At 58.7% G+C, this 18,720-nt stretch carries 18 protein-coding genes; 5 read left to right on the top strand and 13 right to left on the bottom strand.

Going from position 1 to position 18,720, the window contains the following annotated elements; genetic code table 11:
• Positions 1 to 35: 35 nt before the first annotated feature.
• Both ACL9RI_RS16205 and ACL9RI_RS16200 read right to left on the bottom strand, forming a co-directional pair.
• Positions 36 to 1,256 carry a hypothetical protein gene (locus ACL9RI_RS16205; RefSeq protein WP_422727544.1) on the bottom strand — a complete coding sequence of 407 codons (1,221 nt, stop codon included), beginning with the start codon at positions 1,254 to 1,256 and terminating at the stop codon, positions 36 to 38.
• A 404-nt stretch (positions 1,257 to 1,660) separates the two neighbouring features.
• Positions 1,661 to 2,823, bottom strand: a protein-coding gene (locus ACL9RI_RS16200) for an IS3 family transposase (protein WP_422727560.1) whose coding sequence is annotated in 2 segments (ribosomal slippage) — positions 1,661 to 2,568 and positions 2,568 to 2,823 — 1,164 coding nt in all. Because the reading frame shifts where the segments join, the coding sequence is not laid out codon by codon here.
• Positions 2,824 to 3,236: 413 nt separating this feature from the next.
• Between ACL9RI_RS16200 and ACL9RI_RS16195 the strand changes: the two genes are divergently transcribed.
• Positions 3,237 to 3,539: an HNH endonuclease gene (locus ACL9RI_RS16195; protein WP_422727543.1), complete on the top strand. Its 303-nt coding sequence runs from the start codon at positions 3,237 to 3,239 to the stop codon at positions 3,537 to 3,539.
• Between the two features lie 79 nt (positions 3,540 to 3,618).
• On the opposite strand, the gene ACL9RI_RS16190 is transcribed toward ACL9RI_RS16195, so the two are convergent.
• The gene (locus ACL9RI_RS16190) at positions 3,619 to 5,070 is read right to left on the bottom strand and encodes a serine hydrolase (RefSeq protein WP_422727542.1); all 1,452 of its coding nucleotides are present in this window, start codon (positions 5,068 to 5,070) and stop codon (positions 3,619 to 3,621) included.
• A gap of 374 nt (positions 5,071 to 5,444) precedes the next feature.
• On the opposite strand from ACL9RI_RS16190, the gene ACL9RI_RS16185 reads away from it, so the two are divergent.
• The gene (locus ACL9RI_RS16185; RefSeq protein WP_422727541.1) at positions 5,445 to 6,026 is read left to right on the top strand and encodes a hypothetical protein; all 582 of its coding nucleotides are present in this window, start codon (positions 5,445 to 5,447) and stop codon (positions 6,024 to 6,026) included.
• 36 nt (positions 6,027 to 6,062) lie between these two features.
• Positions 6,063 to 6,908, top strand: coding sequence for a DUF817 domain-containing protein (locus ACL9RI_RS16180; RefSeq protein WP_422727540.1), 846 nt, complete (start codon positions 6,063 to 6,065; stop codon positions 6,906 to 6,908).
• On the opposite strand, the gene ACL9RI_RS16175 is transcribed toward ACL9RI_RS16180, so the two are convergent.
• Positions 6,905 to 7,792, bottom strand: a complete 888-nt coding sequence (locus ACL9RI_RS16175) for a LysR family transcriptional regulator (RefSeq protein WP_422727539.1) — start codon at positions 7,790 to 7,792, stop codon at positions 6,905 to 6,907. The two genes, ACL9RI_RS16180 and ACL9RI_RS16175, sit on opposite strands and share 4 nt — an antisense overlap.
• Positions 7,793 to 7,889: 97 nt before the next feature.
• Between ACL9RI_RS16175 and ACL9RI_RS16170 the strand changes: the two genes are divergently transcribed.
• Positions 7,890 to 9,269 carry an MFS transporter gene (locus ACL9RI_RS16170; RefSeq protein ID WP_422727538.1) on the top strand — a complete coding sequence of 460 codons (1,380 nt, stop codon included), beginning with the start codon at positions 7,890 to 7,892 and terminating at the stop codon, positions 9,267 to 9,269.
• 5 nt (positions 9,270 to 9,274) lie between these two features.
• Here ACL9RI_RS16170 and ACL9RI_RS16165 read toward each other — a convergent pair whose 3' ends face one another.
• Positions 9,275 to 10,033 (bottom strand): hypothetical protein, encoded by a 759-nt coding sequence (locus ACL9RI_RS16165; RefSeq protein WP_422727537.1) that lies wholly within the window; start codon positions 10,031 to 10,033, stop codon positions 9,275 to 9,277.
• Positions 10,034 to 10,319: 286 nt separating this feature from the next.
• Here ACL9RI_RS16165 and ACL9RI_RS16160 point away from each other — a divergent pair, with 286 nt between their 5' ends.
• Positions 10,320 to 10,859 (top strand): hypothetical protein, encoded by a 540-nt coding sequence (locus ACL9RI_RS16160; RefSeq protein WP_422727536.1) that lies wholly within the window; start codon positions 10,320 to 10,322, stop codon positions 10,857 to 10,859.
• Between the two features lie 120 nt (positions 10,860 to 10,979).
• On the opposite strand, the gene ACL9RI_RS16155 is transcribed toward ACL9RI_RS16160, so the two are convergent.
• The 8 genes from ACL9RI_RS16155 to ACL9RI_RS16120 form a co-directional block, all read right to left on the bottom strand.
• On the bottom strand, positions 10,980 to 12,119 hold the full coding sequence (locus tag ACL9RI_RS16155; protein WP_422727535.1) for an SGNH/GDSL hydrolase family protein: 1,140 nt from the start codon (positions 12,117 to 12,119) through the stop codon (positions 10,980 to 10,982).
• A gap of 91 nt (positions 12,120 to 12,210) precedes the next feature.
• Positions 12,211 to 14,787 carry a TonB-dependent receptor gene (locus ACL9RI_RS16150; protein ID WP_422727534.1) on the bottom strand — a complete coding sequence of 859 codons (2,577 nt, stop codon included), beginning with the start codon at positions 14,785 to 14,787 and terminating at the stop codon, positions 12,211 to 12,213.
• Between the two features lie 100 nt (positions 14,788 to 14,887).
• Positions 14,888 to 15,880 carry a FecR family protein gene (locus ACL9RI_RS16145; protein ID WP_422727533.1) on the bottom strand — a complete coding sequence of 331 codons (993 nt, stop codon included), beginning with the start codon at positions 15,878 to 15,880 and terminating at the stop codon, positions 14,888 to 14,890.
• Positions 15,877 to 16,404: a sigma-70 family RNA polymerase sigma factor gene (locus ACL9RI_RS16140; protein ID WP_422727532.1), complete on the bottom strand. Its 528-nt coding sequence runs from the start codon at positions 16,402 to 16,404 to the stop codon at positions 15,877 to 15,879. Before ACL9RI_RS16140 ends, ACL9RI_RS16145 begins: the two co-directional genes overlap by 4 nt.
• Before the next feature lie 30 nt (positions 16,405 to 16,434).
• Positions 16,435 to 16,626, bottom strand: a complete 192-nt coding sequence (locus ACL9RI_RS16135; RefSeq protein WP_422727531.1) for a hypothetical protein — start codon at positions 16,624 to 16,626, stop codon at positions 16,435 to 16,437.
• Positions 16,623 to 17,771: a PepSY-associated TM helix domain-containing protein gene (locus ACL9RI_RS16130; RefSeq protein WP_422727530.1), complete on the bottom strand. Its 1,149-nt coding sequence runs from the start codon at positions 17,769 to 17,771 to the stop codon at positions 16,623 to 16,625. Before ACL9RI_RS16130 ends, ACL9RI_RS16135 begins: the two co-directional genes overlap by 4 nt.
• A gap of 165 nt (positions 17,772 to 17,936) precedes the next feature.
• Positions 17,937 to 18,185, bottom strand: coding sequence for a hypothetical protein (locus ACL9RI_RS16125; RefSeq protein WP_422727529.1), 249 nt, complete (start codon positions 18,183 to 18,185; stop codon positions 17,937 to 17,939).
• Between the two features lie 53 nt (positions 18,186 to 18,238).
• Positions 18,239 to 18,706, bottom strand: a complete 468-nt coding sequence (locus ACL9RI_RS16120; RefSeq protein WP_422727528.1) for a GNAT family N-acetyltransferase — start codon at positions 18,704 to 18,706, stop codon at positions 18,239 to 18,241.
• Between the last annotated feature and the right edge of the window lie 14 nt (positions 18,707 to 18,720).

Raw genomic sequence — 18,720 nt, 5'->3', positions numbered from 1 at the left:
TATGCACTGCGCTACCCGTTACGTAATGCTGAGGTTTAAATTCCGGCTGCTTTTCCGTTATACCACTGCCAACAAAGATACTCTTCGAATCTGACTAAATGTCGACGCTTATTATCCAATAATTTCATTTCTGTAGATAATTTCTCATAGTGCATTCCAATTTCCTCAAATTTTTCGACCGCTTCCTTTATAAGAAATTTTTCAATTAATTCATCAATAGAAATGGCTTTCCTAGTTTTCGCCATATGCAAATTGCCAAAAAGTGTTACTACAAAAAGTAGCGTATCGGGTAAATTAAAAGGCGCGCCAGGGTTTTCGTTGAGGTAGCGTATTTTTATCGCATGCAACATAACCATTACTCTGGCAGATATAGGCGGATGAGAACGAGCGTCAAGAGCATCTATTTTTTCTGACTCGAAGTTATTTATTAAACAAAACAAACCGACCGCAACACCAGCGGTTATTGCAAACCATCGTTTGTTCTTATTTGTTAAGATGTCCTTCCATACAATGCCTTGGCTGTCGTCAAAGCACACTTCTTTTTCTAAGAACTTTCTTTGTTGAAGCTGCATAAATTCGATAGTATATGCAAGCGCATTTAAGTCCGCATCGGCTTCCAATGCTTGACCGCTAAGCGATGGTGAACCATCTGCATTTTGCGCTGCTGGAGCACACATTCGGGATTCATCAAGAGCTAAAACCTCTTCTTCAATAATTGAGTTTGCGTTTGACGATAAAATGCCTCCCAGTATTGCTTCATGTCCGAGTCCAATATGAGCCAGTTCATGGTGTACAACAAAGGCATAGGCTATGTGTGCGAGAAGGCCACCGAAGCTCTCATAGTCTCTATTTTCGTATGGCATTCCTGACCATAAATCTCTCATTAAATTGGGCTCTCCAGTTGGCAGTCTTTCACCTTGCCTCATTAGGGTTTCTACTTGACCGCATGTTTCTTGAATGTTTTTCGCTAAAGCTGTTGTCACCAACACCGCATAAAAATCAGCTGGCCAAATCGCCCAGGCATTAGAAATCTCGTTAACCACCAACGAGAATTTAATTTCCTTTGGATGCAACATTGCCTTGAACATACGTGATATCAACATCTGGGCTAGTTGCTCAAATTCTTCTTGTTGTGCGTTATATTTCGAGGTTTCACCCAATAAGCGTGGTGGCTCTACCAATTTTTCGTTAATTTTCTTAAAATATTTTTTAAGCCAAGCATGAAGCTCTTTTTTATTTTTTGTGCTATTAATCAAGTTAACTCCCTATATTTAATCGACGATTGGCTTGGGCAGTACAATTTGGGGAATCTGACAAGACAATGTAGCATGACTTAGAGAGGCGTGCTAGCCAGATTACTTAAGAATGTTTCCTAGCTGAAGTAGTCCAGTATGCCGATGACTTTGTGTAGGGGATATTTGTGATGGATGAAATTTATGAGAGGTGAGCTTGGCCTGTTGAGGCGCGTTTAAAGTACGGTTACCATGAAGCCGTTGAACTATGCGATTAAACGCTTAACACGCGCTGGAGCTATCTTGTATAAAAACAGTATCTATACAAAAAAAGAGTCCACGGGGGTGGGCTCACTTCCTATTTCACCTTACGGCAAACAGGGCATCAAATTACTTATCAACCACTTTTTCAGAAGAAAGTGTAGTGGTCAACCCATTCCGGACACTCCGTTAAGTTTTTCTTCGGCGACGGCCGGTGCCAATCCGTGATTGAACTGATGTGGCCGTATCCAGTTATACCGGTGCATCAGATAATGACTGATGTCCCGTTGTGCTTCCTGTGCCGTCACGTAACCGGTTGACGGCAGCCATTCAGTTTTGAAGCTGCGGAACAGCCGTTCCATTGGGGAGTTATCCCAACAATTTCCCCGGCGGCTCATACTCTGTCGTATCCGATAGCGCCACAAGCGCTGACGGAATTTTCGACTGGCGTACTGGCTACCTTGATCCGAATGAAACAGTAGTCCCTGCGGTCGACCTCGCTGTTCGTAAGCCATTTCCAGCGCTTGCACAACAAGGTCGGCATCGGGTCGTAGCGAGAATGCCCAGCCCACCGCTCGGCGAGCGAACAGATCCAACACCACGGCCAAGTAATACCATCGCCCCTGCGCCCAAATATATGTGATATCGCCGCACCAGGCCTGATTTGGCGCTTCCACCGTGAACTCTCGGTTGAGGTGATTCGGAATGTCGATCCGCTCCACTGTGGCCTGCTTGTAGGCGTGCCTGCCCGGTTGTTTGCAGACCAGCCCTAACTCTTCCATCAAACGACTAACTTTGAAGCGGCCAATTGCCGCGCCTTCCTCGCGCATCATGCCCATGATGCTGCGGCTTCCCGCCGAACTGCGACTCTCGACGAACAGCTCGTGCACGCGGCTACGCAATGCCATGCGCTCAACATGAATGTGCCGGGCGCGCTCCCGATGCGCATACAGGGATGACCGCGCTACGTCGAACACCGCGCAGATCAACTCGATTGATTCGTTACCGCAAATCTGATCGATTACCTCGTACGTTCTATCCCTTCCGACATCAAGAGCGCGGTAGCCTTTTTTAAAATGGACTTCTCCCGCTCGAGACGCTCAATGCGTGCTTCGAGTTCCTGTATTCGTTGCTGATCAGGCGTCATTGCCTTACTCTGCGGCGTGATGCCTTGCCGCTCCAACTGCAGCTGCTGCACCCAGCGGCGCAGCACTGATTCGCCGATGCCGACCGACCGGCTTGCCTCAGTATGGCTATATCCTTGATCCAGTACCAGGCATGCCGCCTGCTGTTTGAACTCGGGGGAAAACGTACGTCTTTGCTTGCTCATCAAACACCTCTCCATGGCGAGCATTCTCGCCTAAATTAGTGTCCGGGTACATTAAAACACTACAAACTCATGTTTCTGAGCTTTGTGAATTTTCGGGCCTAAATTTCACAAAAACGACAGCTCATGCTTCGCAAAAGCGACAACTCATGCTTCCCCGCCACATGCGGGACTTCTGCGAGCGCAGCTCGCCGCCGCAAAACCGGGTTGCGCTTGCAAGCGCAACCCCCTCCGATTCCTCTGACCAGGTTTTAGGGCGCGGGCTGCCACCCCTAAAACTCCATCCAATACCCAGTCAGTATCAAAATGGCAGAACTAGCCCCGGCTCCCTGTCTAACGATGAAATCCACCAGCCAACCACCATCCCCCCCCCCAATGCTATAGTGCCGGAAATATACACACCAAAAGAAACTGCCATGAAAAACAACGCAACCACCCGCCCGCCAGCACCCCAAACCCCCGCCAGACTCAGCAAAAGCGACTTCGTCACCGCACTGCGCAAGCTACTGCAAGAAGAAGCAAAGGCCGGCAAGTCCAGCGTGGACGTACGCGCTGCGACCCTGCACACCGACGTCGGCATTTATCCCGCGCGCGGCCACTCGATGCCCACCTGTTGCACGGTGATGTATGAAGAGATGCAGCCGGGTGACGAGATACTGCTGACGCCAGTCGGCGGCAAAGGACCTTCGCTGCTGGTACGGTATAAATTACCGCGCTGAACATCGCGGTCTTCAGCTACTGGTGGCGATGCAGGGCGCTAATCGGCGCCGTCTGCCTCCGCCCCAAAACGGACATTGCTCAGGGATTTGTGTGCCGGAGCTTTTCCAGTTCTTCCGTCGCGTGGCGATTGCCTGGGTCCAAGGCCAATACCTTGGCATAGCCGGCGCGAGCGCCTTCTCGGTCTCCCGATACAAGCAGGGCTTCAGCCAGACTATCGTGGACGTTATGGCTAAGGGGATAGGCTTCTGCATTCCAGCGAAAGACCTGGATAGCCGCTTGCAACTGGTCCTTGCGTAGCAGGCTATAGCCAAAAGCGTTGAGTGCAGATTCACTCACATCGTACATTGTGGATTCGCGTGCACCTAAGCGGAGGTAGGCGGCACGCATGGCGTCCAAGCCCTCACGAAACAAGATCGGACCGAGGGCAGCCTGCAGGCTGCGTCGCGGCAGGGCCACCGGTTTGCCGTGCACAAGGTCGGCAATGTCTCTTGCCATCGCGACCACCGTCGCCCCCTGCCAGGTATTGTCAAGAACGACGATAGCCACATGATCGGATAAGGAGCGCACAAATATACTCTGGTAGCCAGGAATGCTTCCGGTATGCAGCACAACGGGAAGTGGCGTATCTGTGCGTACGGCCCAGTTCTCGACCTCCCAGCCGTAACCATAGCCCTTGCCTCTATTGGCAAACATTTCGCGCTGGGACGTCTGGCTGAGCAGACGGCCACCCGTCAGCGCCGAGTCAAAGCGCACCAGGTCGAGCGCCGTCGAATATAGGCCAGCTGCAGAATAAGATACGGATGGGTCTATATAGGAAGGCAATACGCGCGTGCCATCGTCGGCCTGGACGGTTCCCTGTGCGAGTTTCGGGATAATTGTGCGGCCATCGAATAGACCACTATCTTGCATGCCCGCCGGCGCAAAAATATATTGTTTCATATTCTCGGCATAGCTCTTTCCGGTGGCCGCTTCAACTATCATTCCAAGCAAGTAATAGCCGTTGTTGTTGTAGCGCCAGATCCCGGGTTCGCTTGCCAGTGCACCGGGAATCCATGCGCTTGCGAATTCTTTGGGTGTGTAATGAAGGCGTGCGTCTCGGCTCCAGAATGTATCTGTGTAGCGAGATGGCACATCAGCCAGGCCGGACGTATGCGCCAGCAGTTGTCGCACCGTGATTTTCCCCGCGTTCGTGCCTGCATACGCAGCCGGGAGGTAGCTGCCAACGGTTTCATCGAGCTTGATACGGCCAATCTCCACCAGCCGCATGACCAACGTCGCAGTGAGCGGCTTGCTGAGTGAGCCGATACGAAACACGCTATCGTCGCTGACCGCTACCTTCCAAGCCGGCTGTGCCATGCCAAAAGCGGCCTGGTAGATGGGCTGGCCATCGCGCGCGACCAGCACGACGCCGCTAAAGTCGCGCTGGTCAGCGTAAGCGTGAACGAGCTGGTCAAGCGTGGTGGCCTGGACATTCACAGCGGCACTCAAGGCGAATACGACCGCACATAGTAGACCTATCGGTTTCTGCATTACTTCCCCTTATTTGGCAGCGGGTACCCGCCGTCTATGATGAAGGATTAATAATACGACATGCTTTTTCACCGCCTGACAGGCGTGCGACGGACCGTTCGAAAAGAGGTACAGAACGCAAACTGGCCAGATATATGGAAAGTAGACCGCAAGCGACGGGGCCTTTATTTTTGATCCTACGCGCCGATATCCGGGACTCACATCCCCGTCCGGTACGGGCACGAGGGTTTTGCGAGAATTCGGCGATCACAGCTCGCCGCCACAAAACTTTGTTGCGCATACAAGCGAAGCCCTCCTGTCCAATGTGCAGCTCAACCTCTCTCGTCCCCCAGCTTCGCCCTTATAATGATCATTAATTAACAACACTCCCGAATATGCGCCTCTCTATCCTGGCCCTCATCCTAGCCCCCTTAACCGCCTGCTCCCAAGACCCCGAACCAGCTCCTGTAGCTCCTACCGAAGTACCTGCAGCACCCGCACCCACGCCTGCCCAGGCACCAGCGCCAGCCACAATCGAAACCCCAACAGAATTCAAAGCCCAGCCACTTTCACCGGCCGAGGAAAAACGCCTCATCAAGGCTGTGCAGAACCAGAAAACAGATGACGGCGCAACCGTCCTGCAGGTACTACAGCACGCAGAAAAGATGCGCCCCAGGCAATTCAAGCTGGCGGGCTTTGATATTTTTTACGCATACGATGGCAAACCGGCCAGCGTCGGCATTTGCTACTGGATAGGTTCGCATCGCCTTGATGACGATAAATACTGCGATATTGGCTATACAATATCCGCCGACCATCAGACTCTGAAAGCCGACATCGGCTCGATCACACCTGAGGAAGAACAAGAGTTAACGGTTTCCAAACTCAATCGTGGTCGTGATAGATTCCTGAAAGAGGTCGACGAACGCTATGAAAATGAATGCATAGACTACGACACCAAGAAAAAAATTTGCTAACTGTGATTGAGTAGCACCCAGCCGCTAAAGTCCCCCATGCTCACCGCCCTCGACACCCACCTCTTAAACACCACACCCCGCAACCGCCTGCGCGGCTTACCCCGCTTCCTGGCCGAATTTCTCTATTTCGGCATCAAGGAGGCGCGAGCCTGCCTGTTCGTGGGGCTGTTTTTTGCTGCCGTGTTCCTGGTGCCGCGTGCCGGCCTGTTTGGCTTGCCGCGTTATGACGTGCTGTTGCTGGTGGCGCTGGCGATCCAGGCGGCGATGGTCTGGAGCGGACTGGAAACGTGGGATGAGTTGAAAGCCATCAGCCTGTTTCATGCGGTCGGTTTTGCGCTGGAGGTGTTCAAGGTGTCGGGGACGATACAGTCGTGGAGCTATCCCGATTTTGCCTACAGCAAGGTGTTCGGCGTGCCCCTGTTTTCAGGCTTTATGTATGCGGCCGTGGGCAGCTATATCATCCAGACCTGGCGCCTGCTCGATATGCGGATTCGTCACCATCCGCCATACTGGATGGGCGTGCTGATCGCCGTGCTGATCTACGCCAACTTTTTTACCCATCACTACATCGGCGACTATCGCTGGTATCTGGCGGCCTGCGCGCTGGGCTTGTATGCGCGCACTACCGTGGTGTTCCGCCCGCTCGACCGCGACCGCAGCATGCCTTTGCTGCTCGGTTTCGTGCTGGTGGGATTCTTTATCTGGCTGGCCGAAAACATCAGCACCTTCTTCGGCGTATGGCGCTATCCGAACCAGCTTGGCGCCTGGTCGGCAGTGCATGTCAACAAATGGAGCTCATGGTCGCTGCTGGTGGTGATGACGTTCACCATCGTGGCCCACCTCAAGCATATCAAGGCCAGCGTCCACGTCGCTGAACCCTAGGCGGATAGGGGCATCAGGCGCGCCACTCCTCCAAACTCCTCCGCCACCACCTCCACCACAAACTCGATCACCGCCCTCAGCAACGGTGCATGCCGCAAGTCGACATGCACCACCAGCCAGATTTCCCTGAAAAACGGCTCGCCATCGAACGGCAACCGTTGCAGCTCCGGGTCGCTGTCCCCGATAAACGTCGGCAGGTTCGCCACGCCGATTCCTGAGCGAACGGCGGCATGCTGGGTGGTGATGTCGCTGACCTCGCAGACTATCTTGCGTTTTCCGATGGCTGCGAGCAGCCATTTCTGGTTGGGCATGTCGGCGAATTGTGCATCGAAACCGATGAATTCCCAGTTGGCTGGCTCCTCCAGATGCAGGTAATTCCGGCTGGCATACAGGGCAAATGGCATGGCGCCCAGTTTGCGCACGACATTGCCGGGTTCGCTGGGCCGAAACAGGCGCACGGCGATATCCGCTTCGCGCCGGCCGAGCGATACGCTTTGCGCCTGGCTGGCGAGCGATAGCTGTATGTCCGGGTACAGGCGCCGGAATGCGGACAATTGTTTTGCAAAGAAATTGTTGGCCAGCACGGGAGGCACGCTGAGCGTTACCTTGCCCACCATCGGCGACTGTTCAGCACGCGCGACCCGCTCTACGGCAAAGGCGGCCGTGTCCATCTCCCTGGCAATGGTGAAGATTCTCTGCCCCAGCGCGGTCAGTTGACACGCACGTGGCAATCGATCGACCAGGCGCGCCTGGAGTTCCGTTTCAAGCGCACCCAGGCGCCGGCTGACGGTAGCGTGATCGACTTTCAGCACGCGCGCAGCAGCAGACAGGCTGCCGGCCTGTGCAACGGCGAGAAAGCAGCGGAGGTTTTCCCAGTCAAACATCTGTGCATTTTCTCCAGTTTGCTATGCAAATATAGGGAATATTCGCACAGATCAAACATTCTTACACTGTGGCCTACGTTATATAGAGAGAGGCCACATGTCCAAACCATCCCCTGATCATTCCCGCTTTGTCCAGATCGCCACCTGCCTCGGCTTCGTACTTGTCTTGATCGATGTCAGCGTCGTCAATGTTGCGCTGGAAGCCCTGCGTACCGCCTTCCATGCCGATCTGACCGGCCTGCAATGGGTCGTCAATGCGTATGCGCTGGTCTTCGCGGCATTATTGTTGATGGCCGGTGCGCTGGGCGATCGCCTGGGCGCGAAGCGCGTCTTCATGGCCGGTTTTGCGATCTTCACGCTGGCATCGGCCGGCTGCGGCGCCGCATCGGGCCTGCCGTCGCTGATTGCCTGGCGCCTGGTTCAAGGACTTGGCGCGGCGCTGCTGGTGCCCAACTCCCTGTCGCTATTACGGCAGGCATTCCACGACGACCGGCAGCGCAGCCGGGCGATAGGCTGGTGGGGCGCCGGCGGCGGCATCGCCCTGGCCGCCGGACCGGTCATCGGTGGCCTGTTGATCAGCACGCTGGGCTGGCGCAGCATATTCCTGATCAACCTGCCTGTCGGCCTGATCGGCTTGTGGATGACCTACCGCCATGCGCCGGCATCGCCCACCCAAGCCGGCCGCAGCCTGGATCTGCCCGGTCAAATGACGGGAGCAGTCACCTTGGCAACGTTCACATTTGCCTTGACGCAAGCGAGCAGCCTCGGCTGGCAAAGCCCGCTTATTCTGGGCACACTGCTGCTGTCGATCCTGCTTGGCGCCCTGTTTATCTGGCTGGAGGCACGCCATCCCTCGCCGATGCTGCCACTGGCATTATTGCGCGATGCGGCAGTCAGCAGCGCAACCGTGATCGGATTGATCGTCAACCTGGTGTTTTACGGCATGGTATTTAGCTTCAGCCTGTTCTTTCAAGCGGTGCAGCACAGGACACCGCAGCAAACCGGCCTGGCTTTTCTGCCGATGATGGCCATCCTGATGGTGATGAACATTATTGCTGGCAGGCTGGTGAGCCGGATCGGGACACGCCGGCTGGCCGTTGCCGGCCTGCTGGTGTCTGCCATCGGCTATCTGTTGATGCTGCCGGCGCTGGCGGCACAATCCTACTTGCCGCTGGTCTTGCCCATGTTGCTGGCTGGCAGCGGCATTGCGCTGACGATACCAACCATCACCAATGCAACCCTGGCCGCTGTTCCCAATACGCAGGCCGGTATTGCTTCGGGCCTGTTGAACGCGGCGCGCCAGGTGGGCGGCGTGATCGGCGTGGCCATCTTCGGATTTTTTGTCAGGCACACAGAAACAGCGCTTTTCATGCATGGCATGCACCTGGCGCTCCGCACTGCCGTGGCATTGCTGCTGATCGGTGCAGCCGTGGGATTTGGGGGATTCAGGCGGCGCCAGCAAACTCCATCGCTGTAAGCCCGTCAAAACTTTATCGGACACTTCGACATGCTCGCCTGCCCAAAACCGGCCCATCCAGCCTTGGCAGAACCGTTCTCGGCAATACTGGCCTTGTCAGCAAAAAACACGCAATATTCGCCCATAGCCGTTGTCACACGGTAGATGCGCTTGGGGTCGTTGGGGGCGCTGAACAACTCGATGCGCGCGGCCTCGTTCCACTTGGGCCCCACTGCCGCATGCGCCTCTGCAAATCCTCTGGCCAGGCGCGAACTGGCGGTGTCTGGCGGCGCGGTAAATTCCTGCTTGTGTTCGGCACGCAACTGACGGTCTATCGCGCCGACTGCCTTCAAAGCCCGCTGCAGCATGTCGGCAGGCGGCGTACTGGCTGCCGCTGGCTGCGCAAGCAGCGCACGCTCTTCGGGATCATCGGCTACAGATGCCGGTGCCGTCTGTGCGGCAGGCGTTACAACCGGGCCGGCTGGCTGAGGGGGGGCGATGGAAGACGCTGGCGTATGCTGGGGAACAAGCCTGGGCTCCGGGCGCGGATCAAGCTTGGGCTCATCGACAGTCTTCCTGGGAATAAATACGGGCAGTGTTGGCTGCAGTAATTGCAGCCACACCCGGTTGTCGGGCACTGCGGGTATCTGTGACGGCCGGGCGACGATCCACAGCAGCCCCAGATGCAGCAATACAACGAATGCGATACGGAACACGGCCTGACGTGGCCAGCCTTCTCCTTTATCGCCAAATACGATCGGGCTTACCGTGGAGAACAGCTTCATTAATGACCCGGGCTCGACTGAAGATGATGCTGGATAGTATGGCATTTTCATTGAGGAAATACTATCCAATTATCACCTTCGAACTGTGATGAGGCGGTGCCATATCCGATATCAGACAGGTCGAACTTCAACTGACACTAGTTATCAATTGCGCTATAGTTGCATCCCATGACGCCATTGTCCGGAAACAGCCTGTCGTCTTGCGGCTACACGCACTCTGGCCTCCTGGAATTTCGTATTCATGCACCGCGCCCATGGCGCCTACCTCCTCATCCGAAGGGAATTTATGAAGTTTGCAGTCCACGCCGTACTGGGTTTATCGCTGGTCTTCACCGCCCCCGCCTTTGCCGCCAGCACGGCGCCCGCAGCACCGGTTGTCGCATCCAACCCCACCCACCTTCAAGCCGTGCAGGATCTGCTGGCCGCGATGCAGATTGAAAAGGCCTTGAAAGGCGTGGCCGCCCGCAGCCGCTATCCGACTGAAGCACAGAAGCAGGCCGTATTCGCCAAGCTCGACAAAACCCCGCCGGCAGAGGTGTACCAGCGCCTGGCGCCAACCCTGACGAGCGCGATTTCCGCAGACACCGCCATCGAAATGACCCGCTTCTATAACACCGCTTACGGCAAGCAGGTCATCTACAAGAAGTACAACTCCGGCGCGCAGCTCATCATGGCGGGCATGACGACGGCAGTTGCACCGGAAGAAAAGAAAGAGCGCAAGCGCCCCGCGTATGTCAAGGCAAGCAAGGAACTGGCCGATGCAGAACCGGCAATCGAGCATGAAGCGTTCAAGCTGCTGCAAGTGATTAACAAGGAAAAGCGGTAATAACTATCTCCCTGATCCACCTGGGCGCCGTTGTCGAGGTGGATGGGAACAATGCGTACCGACAAGGCATGCACTTGATCAGCGTCAACAGTGAGCAGCCATGCTGGTCACATCCATCGCTTACCCCTTCAGCACCAGCTGCGCATACCTTGCGCCCATCCGCTGATGCGTCGCCGCATCCGGGTGCAAATTATCCGGCAGCGGCAATTCTTGCGCATCCGCCTCGCCATACAATTCACGGCCATCGAGGTAAAACAGATGCGCATCGTCCGCCGCCCGTTGCTTGACGATTTTTTCCAGCTCGGTGCGGATCACGTTGAGGGTCAGCTTGCCGGCTGCCCGTTCGGCCGGGTTGCCGGCCGCGTAGAAACTCAGCTTGCCGCTGCTGAGCGCAGCCATGTCGGGCAGGCTGGGGCCGGGCGTGTCTTCGTGGATCGGGCACAGGATAGGCGAGATGATGTGCAGCGGCGTGCTCGGATGGCCTTCGCGGATGGTGTCGATGAAGCCATGCACGGCCGGGACGAAGGCGCGCAAGCGCATCAGGTCCAGGTTCACCAGGTTGATGCCGAGCTTGATGCTGATCAGGTCAGCTTTGGTATCGCGGATCACGCGGGCGACGAATGGATCGAGCAGCGCGCTGCCGCCGAAGCCCAGGTTGATCAGCTCTACCTTGCTTTGCGCGGCCGCAAGCGCTGGCCAGGTGGTGCTGGGGCTGGCCGCATCCGTGCCGTGGCTGATCGAGCTGCCGTGGTGCAGCCAGACCTTGCGGCCTTCGTCCGCGACCGGTTCGATCGGCGCATCGGTGCGCAGTGCGAGGATTTCCGTCGCCTCGTTGTAGGGCAGCCAGATCTCGATGCGCTTTTCGTAATTCGGCAAGCCATCGAAGCGCACCGTGCCGGCCGGGCCCGTGTCCATCTTCATCGATCCGGCCGCCATGTCGATGGTCATCAGCTTGCCGCCGCTGACGCTCTGTTGCGCCACCAGCTGGCCGTCGACGATCAAGTCATACAGGCCATCCGGACGCGCCGGCGCGCCCACATACACGCGGCGCGTGCAGACGGCATCGAGTTCGATCACGGTCGCTTCGCTGCGGAAGACGAAGCGCACGCCGGCTGGCTGGGCTTCCACCATCGCCAGTTGCGGGTCAGTGCACTGCTTGCGCGCCCATGCGGGCAGGCGATGCGGCAGCACGCCCTGTTCGGTCGTCTCCAGCTCGATGGCGCCGCGTAAAATATCGGTGGTGATGGGATGGTTTTGCATGCTGCCTGCCTATGGGAAGTCGATGGGTGTGATTGCGCACGCATTATAACTTTCCATCGGCAGGCCAGCTGGCAGCCGCAATAAGTCCGCTTCAATAATCAAGCGAATATGTGAGGCCGATGCTGCGGCCACGGCCTTTGTAGTCCAGCGCCTGGGCGGCGATCAGGCTGCCGTACAGGATCTTGGAACGCTGGCCCCAGGTGGTGGTGTAGTCGCGGTCCAGCAGGTTTTGCAGACCAAAGCTCAAGGTCCCTTTCGGCAGCTGGTAGGCTCCCAGCAAATCGAACAGCGCGTAACCGGTGAGGCGCTTGCCGCTGGCGTCGGCGACTGCGAATACCTGCGTGCCCTGCAGGCGCAGCGCCAGTCCTGACTGCTTCCAGCCCACATACGAGGTCAGTTTCGATGGACTCGATACCGTCACGTCGCGCTTGTTCCAGTCGCCATTGGCTTGCTGCTGCGTGATGATGGCCAGCCAGTTGGCGCCCGCATCCCAATGCTCGTCAAGACTGTAATTGAGCTGCCCTTCCAGGCCGATATTGCGCACTTTTTGATTCACCACGCTGATGTCGAAGGTGCTGCGGTTGACTTCGATCGCCTTGTCCGACTGCGAATAAAACAGCGCCACCTGGGCCGACAATGGCCCGCCGCGATGGCGCCAGCCCGCTTCCAGCTGGCGCGTCTTGATGCCGCTCATCGGCGAGCCGCTGACGTTGATGGAATTGAGCAGATTCCAGCTGCCGGCCGCGCCGCCCACCAGCGCGTAGTTGCCCTGGCCGTAGTATTTGGCCGGGTCGGCCAGCTCGAAGCCTTCCGAGTAATTGGTCCACAACTGCTGTTGCGGCGACAGCTTGTACAGCAGGCCAGCGTTGAGCAAAGTAACGTCGTAGTGGTTCTTGCCACCGGGGATGGCTTGCGCCGAGCGGCCGATACCCACGGCGATCAGGCGCTGCTGGGCCGCCTGCACGAAGTCGTCGACTGCGATATTGGCGCGCTGGTGGCGCAGACCGGCCGACAGCGACAACACCTCGCTGATGCGCCAGTCAGCCTGGCCGTACAGCGCATAGATGTCGGTCTTGAAGCCTGGATAGCGGCCCAGTTCTGCGATCTGATTAAACACCAGGCCACCGCTTTGCAGCGCCTGCGCCGTGTTGAACAAGACCTGCTTGCCCTCGAATTTCTCGTGGTCGTAATCGAGACCATACGTCAGTTTCACCTTGTCAAACTGCTTGGCGAAGACGGCCTTCAAGCCCGAGGTATCCGTGTTCTGGCGCGAGGCGGCGTAGTTCAGCGAACGTCCGGGCACGCCACCCACCGCAAAGTTGTCGATGCCGGGAAACGGATAAAAGTCCAGCTTTTCACTGCGCGTATAGGCTTGCAGATAAAAGTCCTGGCCGCCCGGCACATTGGCCGCATGGTAGTCCGCCGACAGCATGTGGCGCTTGGTGCGCGGCTTGACGCTCGATGCAAAACCGTCGCGCACATCGAGCAGCGCCGGATTGACGGGCGCCGCCGTCAGCTGGATCGCACCGCCCAGGTTCGGTCCCAGGTACAGCGCCTTGCCCGGCTGGAAACCCGAATCGTACACTTGCGCCAGCAGCTTCAACTCCTGGCCGGGGGCCAGCTTGATATCGAGGTTGCCCAGCAAGTCGATCGACTGGTTGTATTGCAAATCGGTCTGGGTGATGTCGGGGATCACGGCCTTGCCATTGCCATCGTAGCTGGCGCCCGTCTTGCCGTACACGAAACCCAGGCGACCGAAGACTTGTTCATTACCGCCTGCCACCGATTGCGCCACGTGCCAGTCCAGGTCCTCGCCATTGCGCAAGCCGCTGCGCACGCCCGCTTCGCTGGTGAAGGCCAGCGCGCTGGACACCGCACGCTTGGTGACGATATTGATCACGCCGCCGGTGGCGTTGCCGCCGTACAGGGCGCTGGCGCCGGATAGCACTTCGATGCGTTCGATATTGAAGGGGTCGATCGAATCGAACTGGCGGCTCAGCGCGCGCGAGCCATTGAGCGACACGCCATCGATCATCACCAGTGCGCTGCGGCCGCGCAGGTTCTGGCCAAAGGCCGTGCGGCCTTGCGGGCCGATATCGAGGCCAGGCATCAGGTTGCCCAGCATTTCCTTCAGCGGTACGCCGGCGCGCGCCTGGGCGGCGATGCTGTCGCTGCCGATGATCCAGGCCGTGCTGGGAATTTCCGTGATCTGGGTCGGCGTGCGCGCGCCCACTACCAGCACTTCGCTGAGCACAGGCGCGGGAGCGGCCACGGTCGCTACCGGCGTAGCAGCATGCGCCACCGGCTTGCTGGCTGCGCGCTGCACCAGGAAACTGCCATTGCCCTGCGCCGCGGCGGCCAGGCCGCTGCCCTGCAATATCGTCTCGAAACCCGATTGCAAGCCGTAGCTGCCATTCAAGCCTGCCGAGACCTGCCCCTGGACCAGCGCCGGATCGAAGGCCACGATCACGTCGGCCTGCTGCGCAAATTTATTCAACACCCCACTCAAAGGGCCGCCAGCAATGTTGTACGAGCGCTGCGCTGCAACGGCGCCAGCCACCTGGGCCTGGGCTATCGGCGCCACCAGCAAGGGGGCAGCGACAGCGGCGCACAGCAGTGTCAATCGGGCCGCCAGGCGCAGCGGGGGTAATTTATTTTTCGATGTCATGTCGGTTCCTGTAGGTTGATGCAGTCGCATTTTTTCTTGGATACAGTAACCATGACGTAGCAGAACGGCGCAAGGACAGCGGCGCGGCAAAAAATGTGAATTATTTTTTAGTCTTCACCGATACCACGGTCAAAAACGGCGTGTAATGCTCGACCGTGATCGGCAGCAGCGCCTGCAAGGTGGCCAGGGTGCGATCGCCATCGTCGAGGGCAAACACGCCGGACACGCGCAGCGTGCCCATGTTGTCCGCGTCATAGCGCAGCAGGCCACGGCGATAAGGCGCCAGCTCGGCCAGTACTTCGGACAGCGGGGCGTTGTCGGCCACCAGGCGGCCGCGCACCCAGCTGGCCGCCTGCCCGGCATCGACCGCTTGCGGCGCACTGACGGCGTTGGCGCTGATGCGCACGCGCTGGTCTGGTAAAACGGTGCGCGACGCATTGCCGTCGGCACTACCGGCCCGCACCGCCGATTCCAGCACCGTCACCACGGTGGCGCCAGGTTCGCGCCGCACCAGGTAGCGCGTGCCCAGCGCGCGCGCCTCGCCATCCCCGGTATGCACGGCGAACGGCCGCGATGCCGCGTCGCTGATGTGCGCCACCTGCACCAGCACTTCGCCGGCCAGCAAGTCGACGCGGCGCGCATGGCCGTCGTAGCGGATATTGACGGCGCTGCCGCTGTTCAAGGTCAGCGTGCTATGGTCGGCCAGTTCCACCACGCGCCGCTCGCCTGCCGCCGTGCGGTAATCGGCAGTCCAGTACCGCGCTTGCGGCCATGGCGATAACAGACCGCCACCGGCCAGCAGCAAGGCCAGGCTCAAGGCCAGCTTGAGCGCCTTGCGCCGTGGCCGGCGCTGGCTCTCCAGTGCGGCGCGTGCCGGTTCAGCCGGCAAGCCGTCAAAACGCAAAAAGATGCCTTCCAGCCGGTGCGCCGCCAGCGCGTTTTGCGGATGCTGCGCGCACCAGTCGCGGTAGGCGCGGCGCTCTTCCTCGCTGGCCAAGCCCGAGCTCAGTTGCGTCAGCCACAGGATGGCCTGGTCCACGACCGCGTCGTCGGGTTCCGGCGGTATGCTGTCAAACGCGCTGTTGGCCATCATGCGGCTACCGGATACAGCACGCGGTAGCAGTGACCGAGCGCGCTGGCCAGGTATTGCTTGACCATGCTGGCAGAGACCCCCAGTTCGGTGGCGATTTCCGCGTGGCCCAGGCCATCGAGGCGGCTCAGTAAAAATGCGCGGCGCGGTTTGGCGGCCAGGCCATCGAGCATGCGGCTGATGGTCTCCAGCGCCTGCACGGCCTGCATGATCTGTTCAGGGGAGTCGGCGCTTGCAGGGTCATCGCCCTGCAGGCGGTACAGGGCTTCCAGATAGCTTTGCTCCAGCACGCGGCGGCGCTGTTCGTCGATCAGGATGCGCGTGGCCGTGGTGACCATGAAGGCGCGCGGCTGCGCCAGCTGGCGCGGGTCGGGCAGCAGCAAAATGCGGGCGAACGCCTCCTGCACCAGATCAGCCGCGCGGTGCTGGCATCCGGTCTTCTTGCGCAGCCACGCGGAAAGCCAACCGTGATGGTTGTGAAACAGCAGGCTGAGAAATTCCTTGCGCTGGATGCTGTCGGCGGACACGCCCACCTCCCGAAAGTCGTCGAAAAATCGTTAGGGATTGTGCTTGCCGCGTTCACCGGGGCCATGCCACTGCGCCCGCATGCGGCGCAGCACCACAAAAATCGGTGCGGCCAGACCCACCCAGCACAGCCAATCCCAGACGCCATCGCCCAGGATGCCGGCGGCCAGGCCGCCCAGGCTCAATGCCGCCAGCAGCAGCGGCCAACCCCAGGTACCGTTCATGTTTGTCCTCCCCATCCATCGGCCAGCGCGGCCTCATTGCGGCGCACGACCACTGCGCGCGTGCGTTTCATCCAGACGATAAAGCCGCTGACGGTGACGACGGCCGTCAGCAAGGTCAGCAAGGCCCACAGGATTTTCAAAGGCAGGCCCGCATAGTCGCCAAAGTGGAAGGGACCGGACAGCAGCAGGGCTTGCATATACCAGGGCATGCCGCGCGCATCGGCCACCGTGCCATCCTGGGCGTCGACCACCACGATGCTGAACAGACGCTGTTCCAGTTCGCTATGGCCGCGCTGCACCACCATGTAGTGGCGCTCGGTGGCGTATTCGGTGCCGGGATAAAACACATAGGCGAGATCCTTGCCGGGGGTGCGCAGGCGGGCCTGGGCAATCGCCTGGTCGACGGGCACCATGCTGTGCGGCCTGGCGGCCGGCAGGGTGCGGATGATGTCGGCCAGTTCCGTCTTTTGCCACAGGCCGATGATCAGCGGCGAAAACGCCAGGAAGGTGCCCGTCAAACCCACCACCAGCGCCCACACCATGGTGGTGACGGCAAACAGGTTGTGCAGGTCGGCCTGCACGATGCGGGCCTGGCGGCCGAAACGCAAGATGCCGAACACCAGCTTGCGCGTCAGCGGCGCATAGATCACGATGCCGCTGACGATGCTGAGCACGAAGATCAGGCCGACCAGGCCGATAAATAGTTGACCAGGCAAGCCGAGGAACAGGTTGACGTGCAGTTTCAGCAGAAAACCTGTCACCGTTTCCACGTTGACGGGCAGCGCCTGGCGCATGCCATTGTCCAGATTGAAGATGATGTTCTTGCCGCCGCGCAGGCTGGCCGAACCGCGCTCGCCCAGGTGCATGGCCACCAGCGACGGTTCGTCGGGCGGGAAAAACATCGATTGCACGGTGTAGTCCGCATCGCCCTGCACTGCGCTGTCAGCCAGGGTTTGCAGACTCGGTTTGGGTGCCTTGCCGACGACGGCAGCCACCGGCCGGTGATCCTGGCCCAGCGCCGCATCGATTTCGTCGTGAAACACCAGCAGCAGGCCGGTCACACACAACATCAGCAGATTGATCGTGCAAATCAGGCTGCTCCAGCGGTGCACGGCATACCAGCCACGCAATACGGGCGCCCTCATGCGGCGCTCCTGAAAGGCGCCGTATTGGCTCCTGTCATCATTTTTTTCATTATGTATCCCCTGCGCTTCCGCCAGCCGGAGCGATGTGGAAGGGGATTATAAATGAGAATCATTACCAACAATAAAAATATTATTGGTATTCAGGCAGTACTGGTCTTGCTGGTTTTACGCTGGCCTGCGGCTCAGGGGCACATACTCTCCAGGCAAATGCGCCACTTCCAGTGCATCGGCAAAGGCCAGCAAGAACTTGGCGGCGCCGTGTTCTGAAAGCAACAACGAAGCGCCTTTGTGCCGCAGTATCTGCTGCACTTCCTGCAGATGCGCCTGGTATTCTTTGGAAGCACCATACGTGGCCTGGTACATTTCCAGCGCTTCCATCGCCTTGACTGCCAAGATGAATTCCGGCTTGTCCATGATGCCTCCTCCTGATTGCGTGGAAAAGTCCATCATACGCCGCATTGCCTGTTTTACAGCGCCAGCTTGTAGCCTTCATGACTGGCCACAAAGCCCAGCCGCTCGTAAAAGCGGTGCGCGTCGGGGCGGCCCTTGTCGGTGGTCAGCTGCACCAGGTGGCAGCCGCGCGCGCGGCATCGCGCAATCGCCCATTCGAACATTTGCTGGCCCAGGCCCGCGCTGCGGTGCGTGGCGGCGATGCGCACGGCTTCGATCTGGCCGCGCCAGGCGCCACGGCGGGCGATGCCAGGGATGAAGGACAGTTGCAAGGTGCCGACGACGACCTCGTTTTCAACGGCGACCACCAGTTGCTGGTTTGTGTCTGCAGCGATGGCCTTGAAGGCGTCGAGATAGCAGGCGGCGGGCGGCGAGCCGGCTGGCGTCACGGTCTCGCGCTGGGCGCCCAGCGGGTCGTCGGCCAGCAAGCCGATGATGGCGGCCAGGTCGCTGGCCTGGGCAGTACGGAAAATGACGGGGTCCATGATCGCTCCGGTAA

The organism is Janthinobacterium sp. Mn2066, assembly GCF_049319705.1.
Classification (GTDB): domain Bacteria; phylum Pseudomonadota; class Gammaproteobacteria; order Burkholderiales; family Burkholderiaceae_D; genus Janthinobacterium.
The sequence above is the reverse complement of the archived record's forward strand: the minus strand, read 5'-3'. Positions and strand labels throughout refer to the sequence as shown.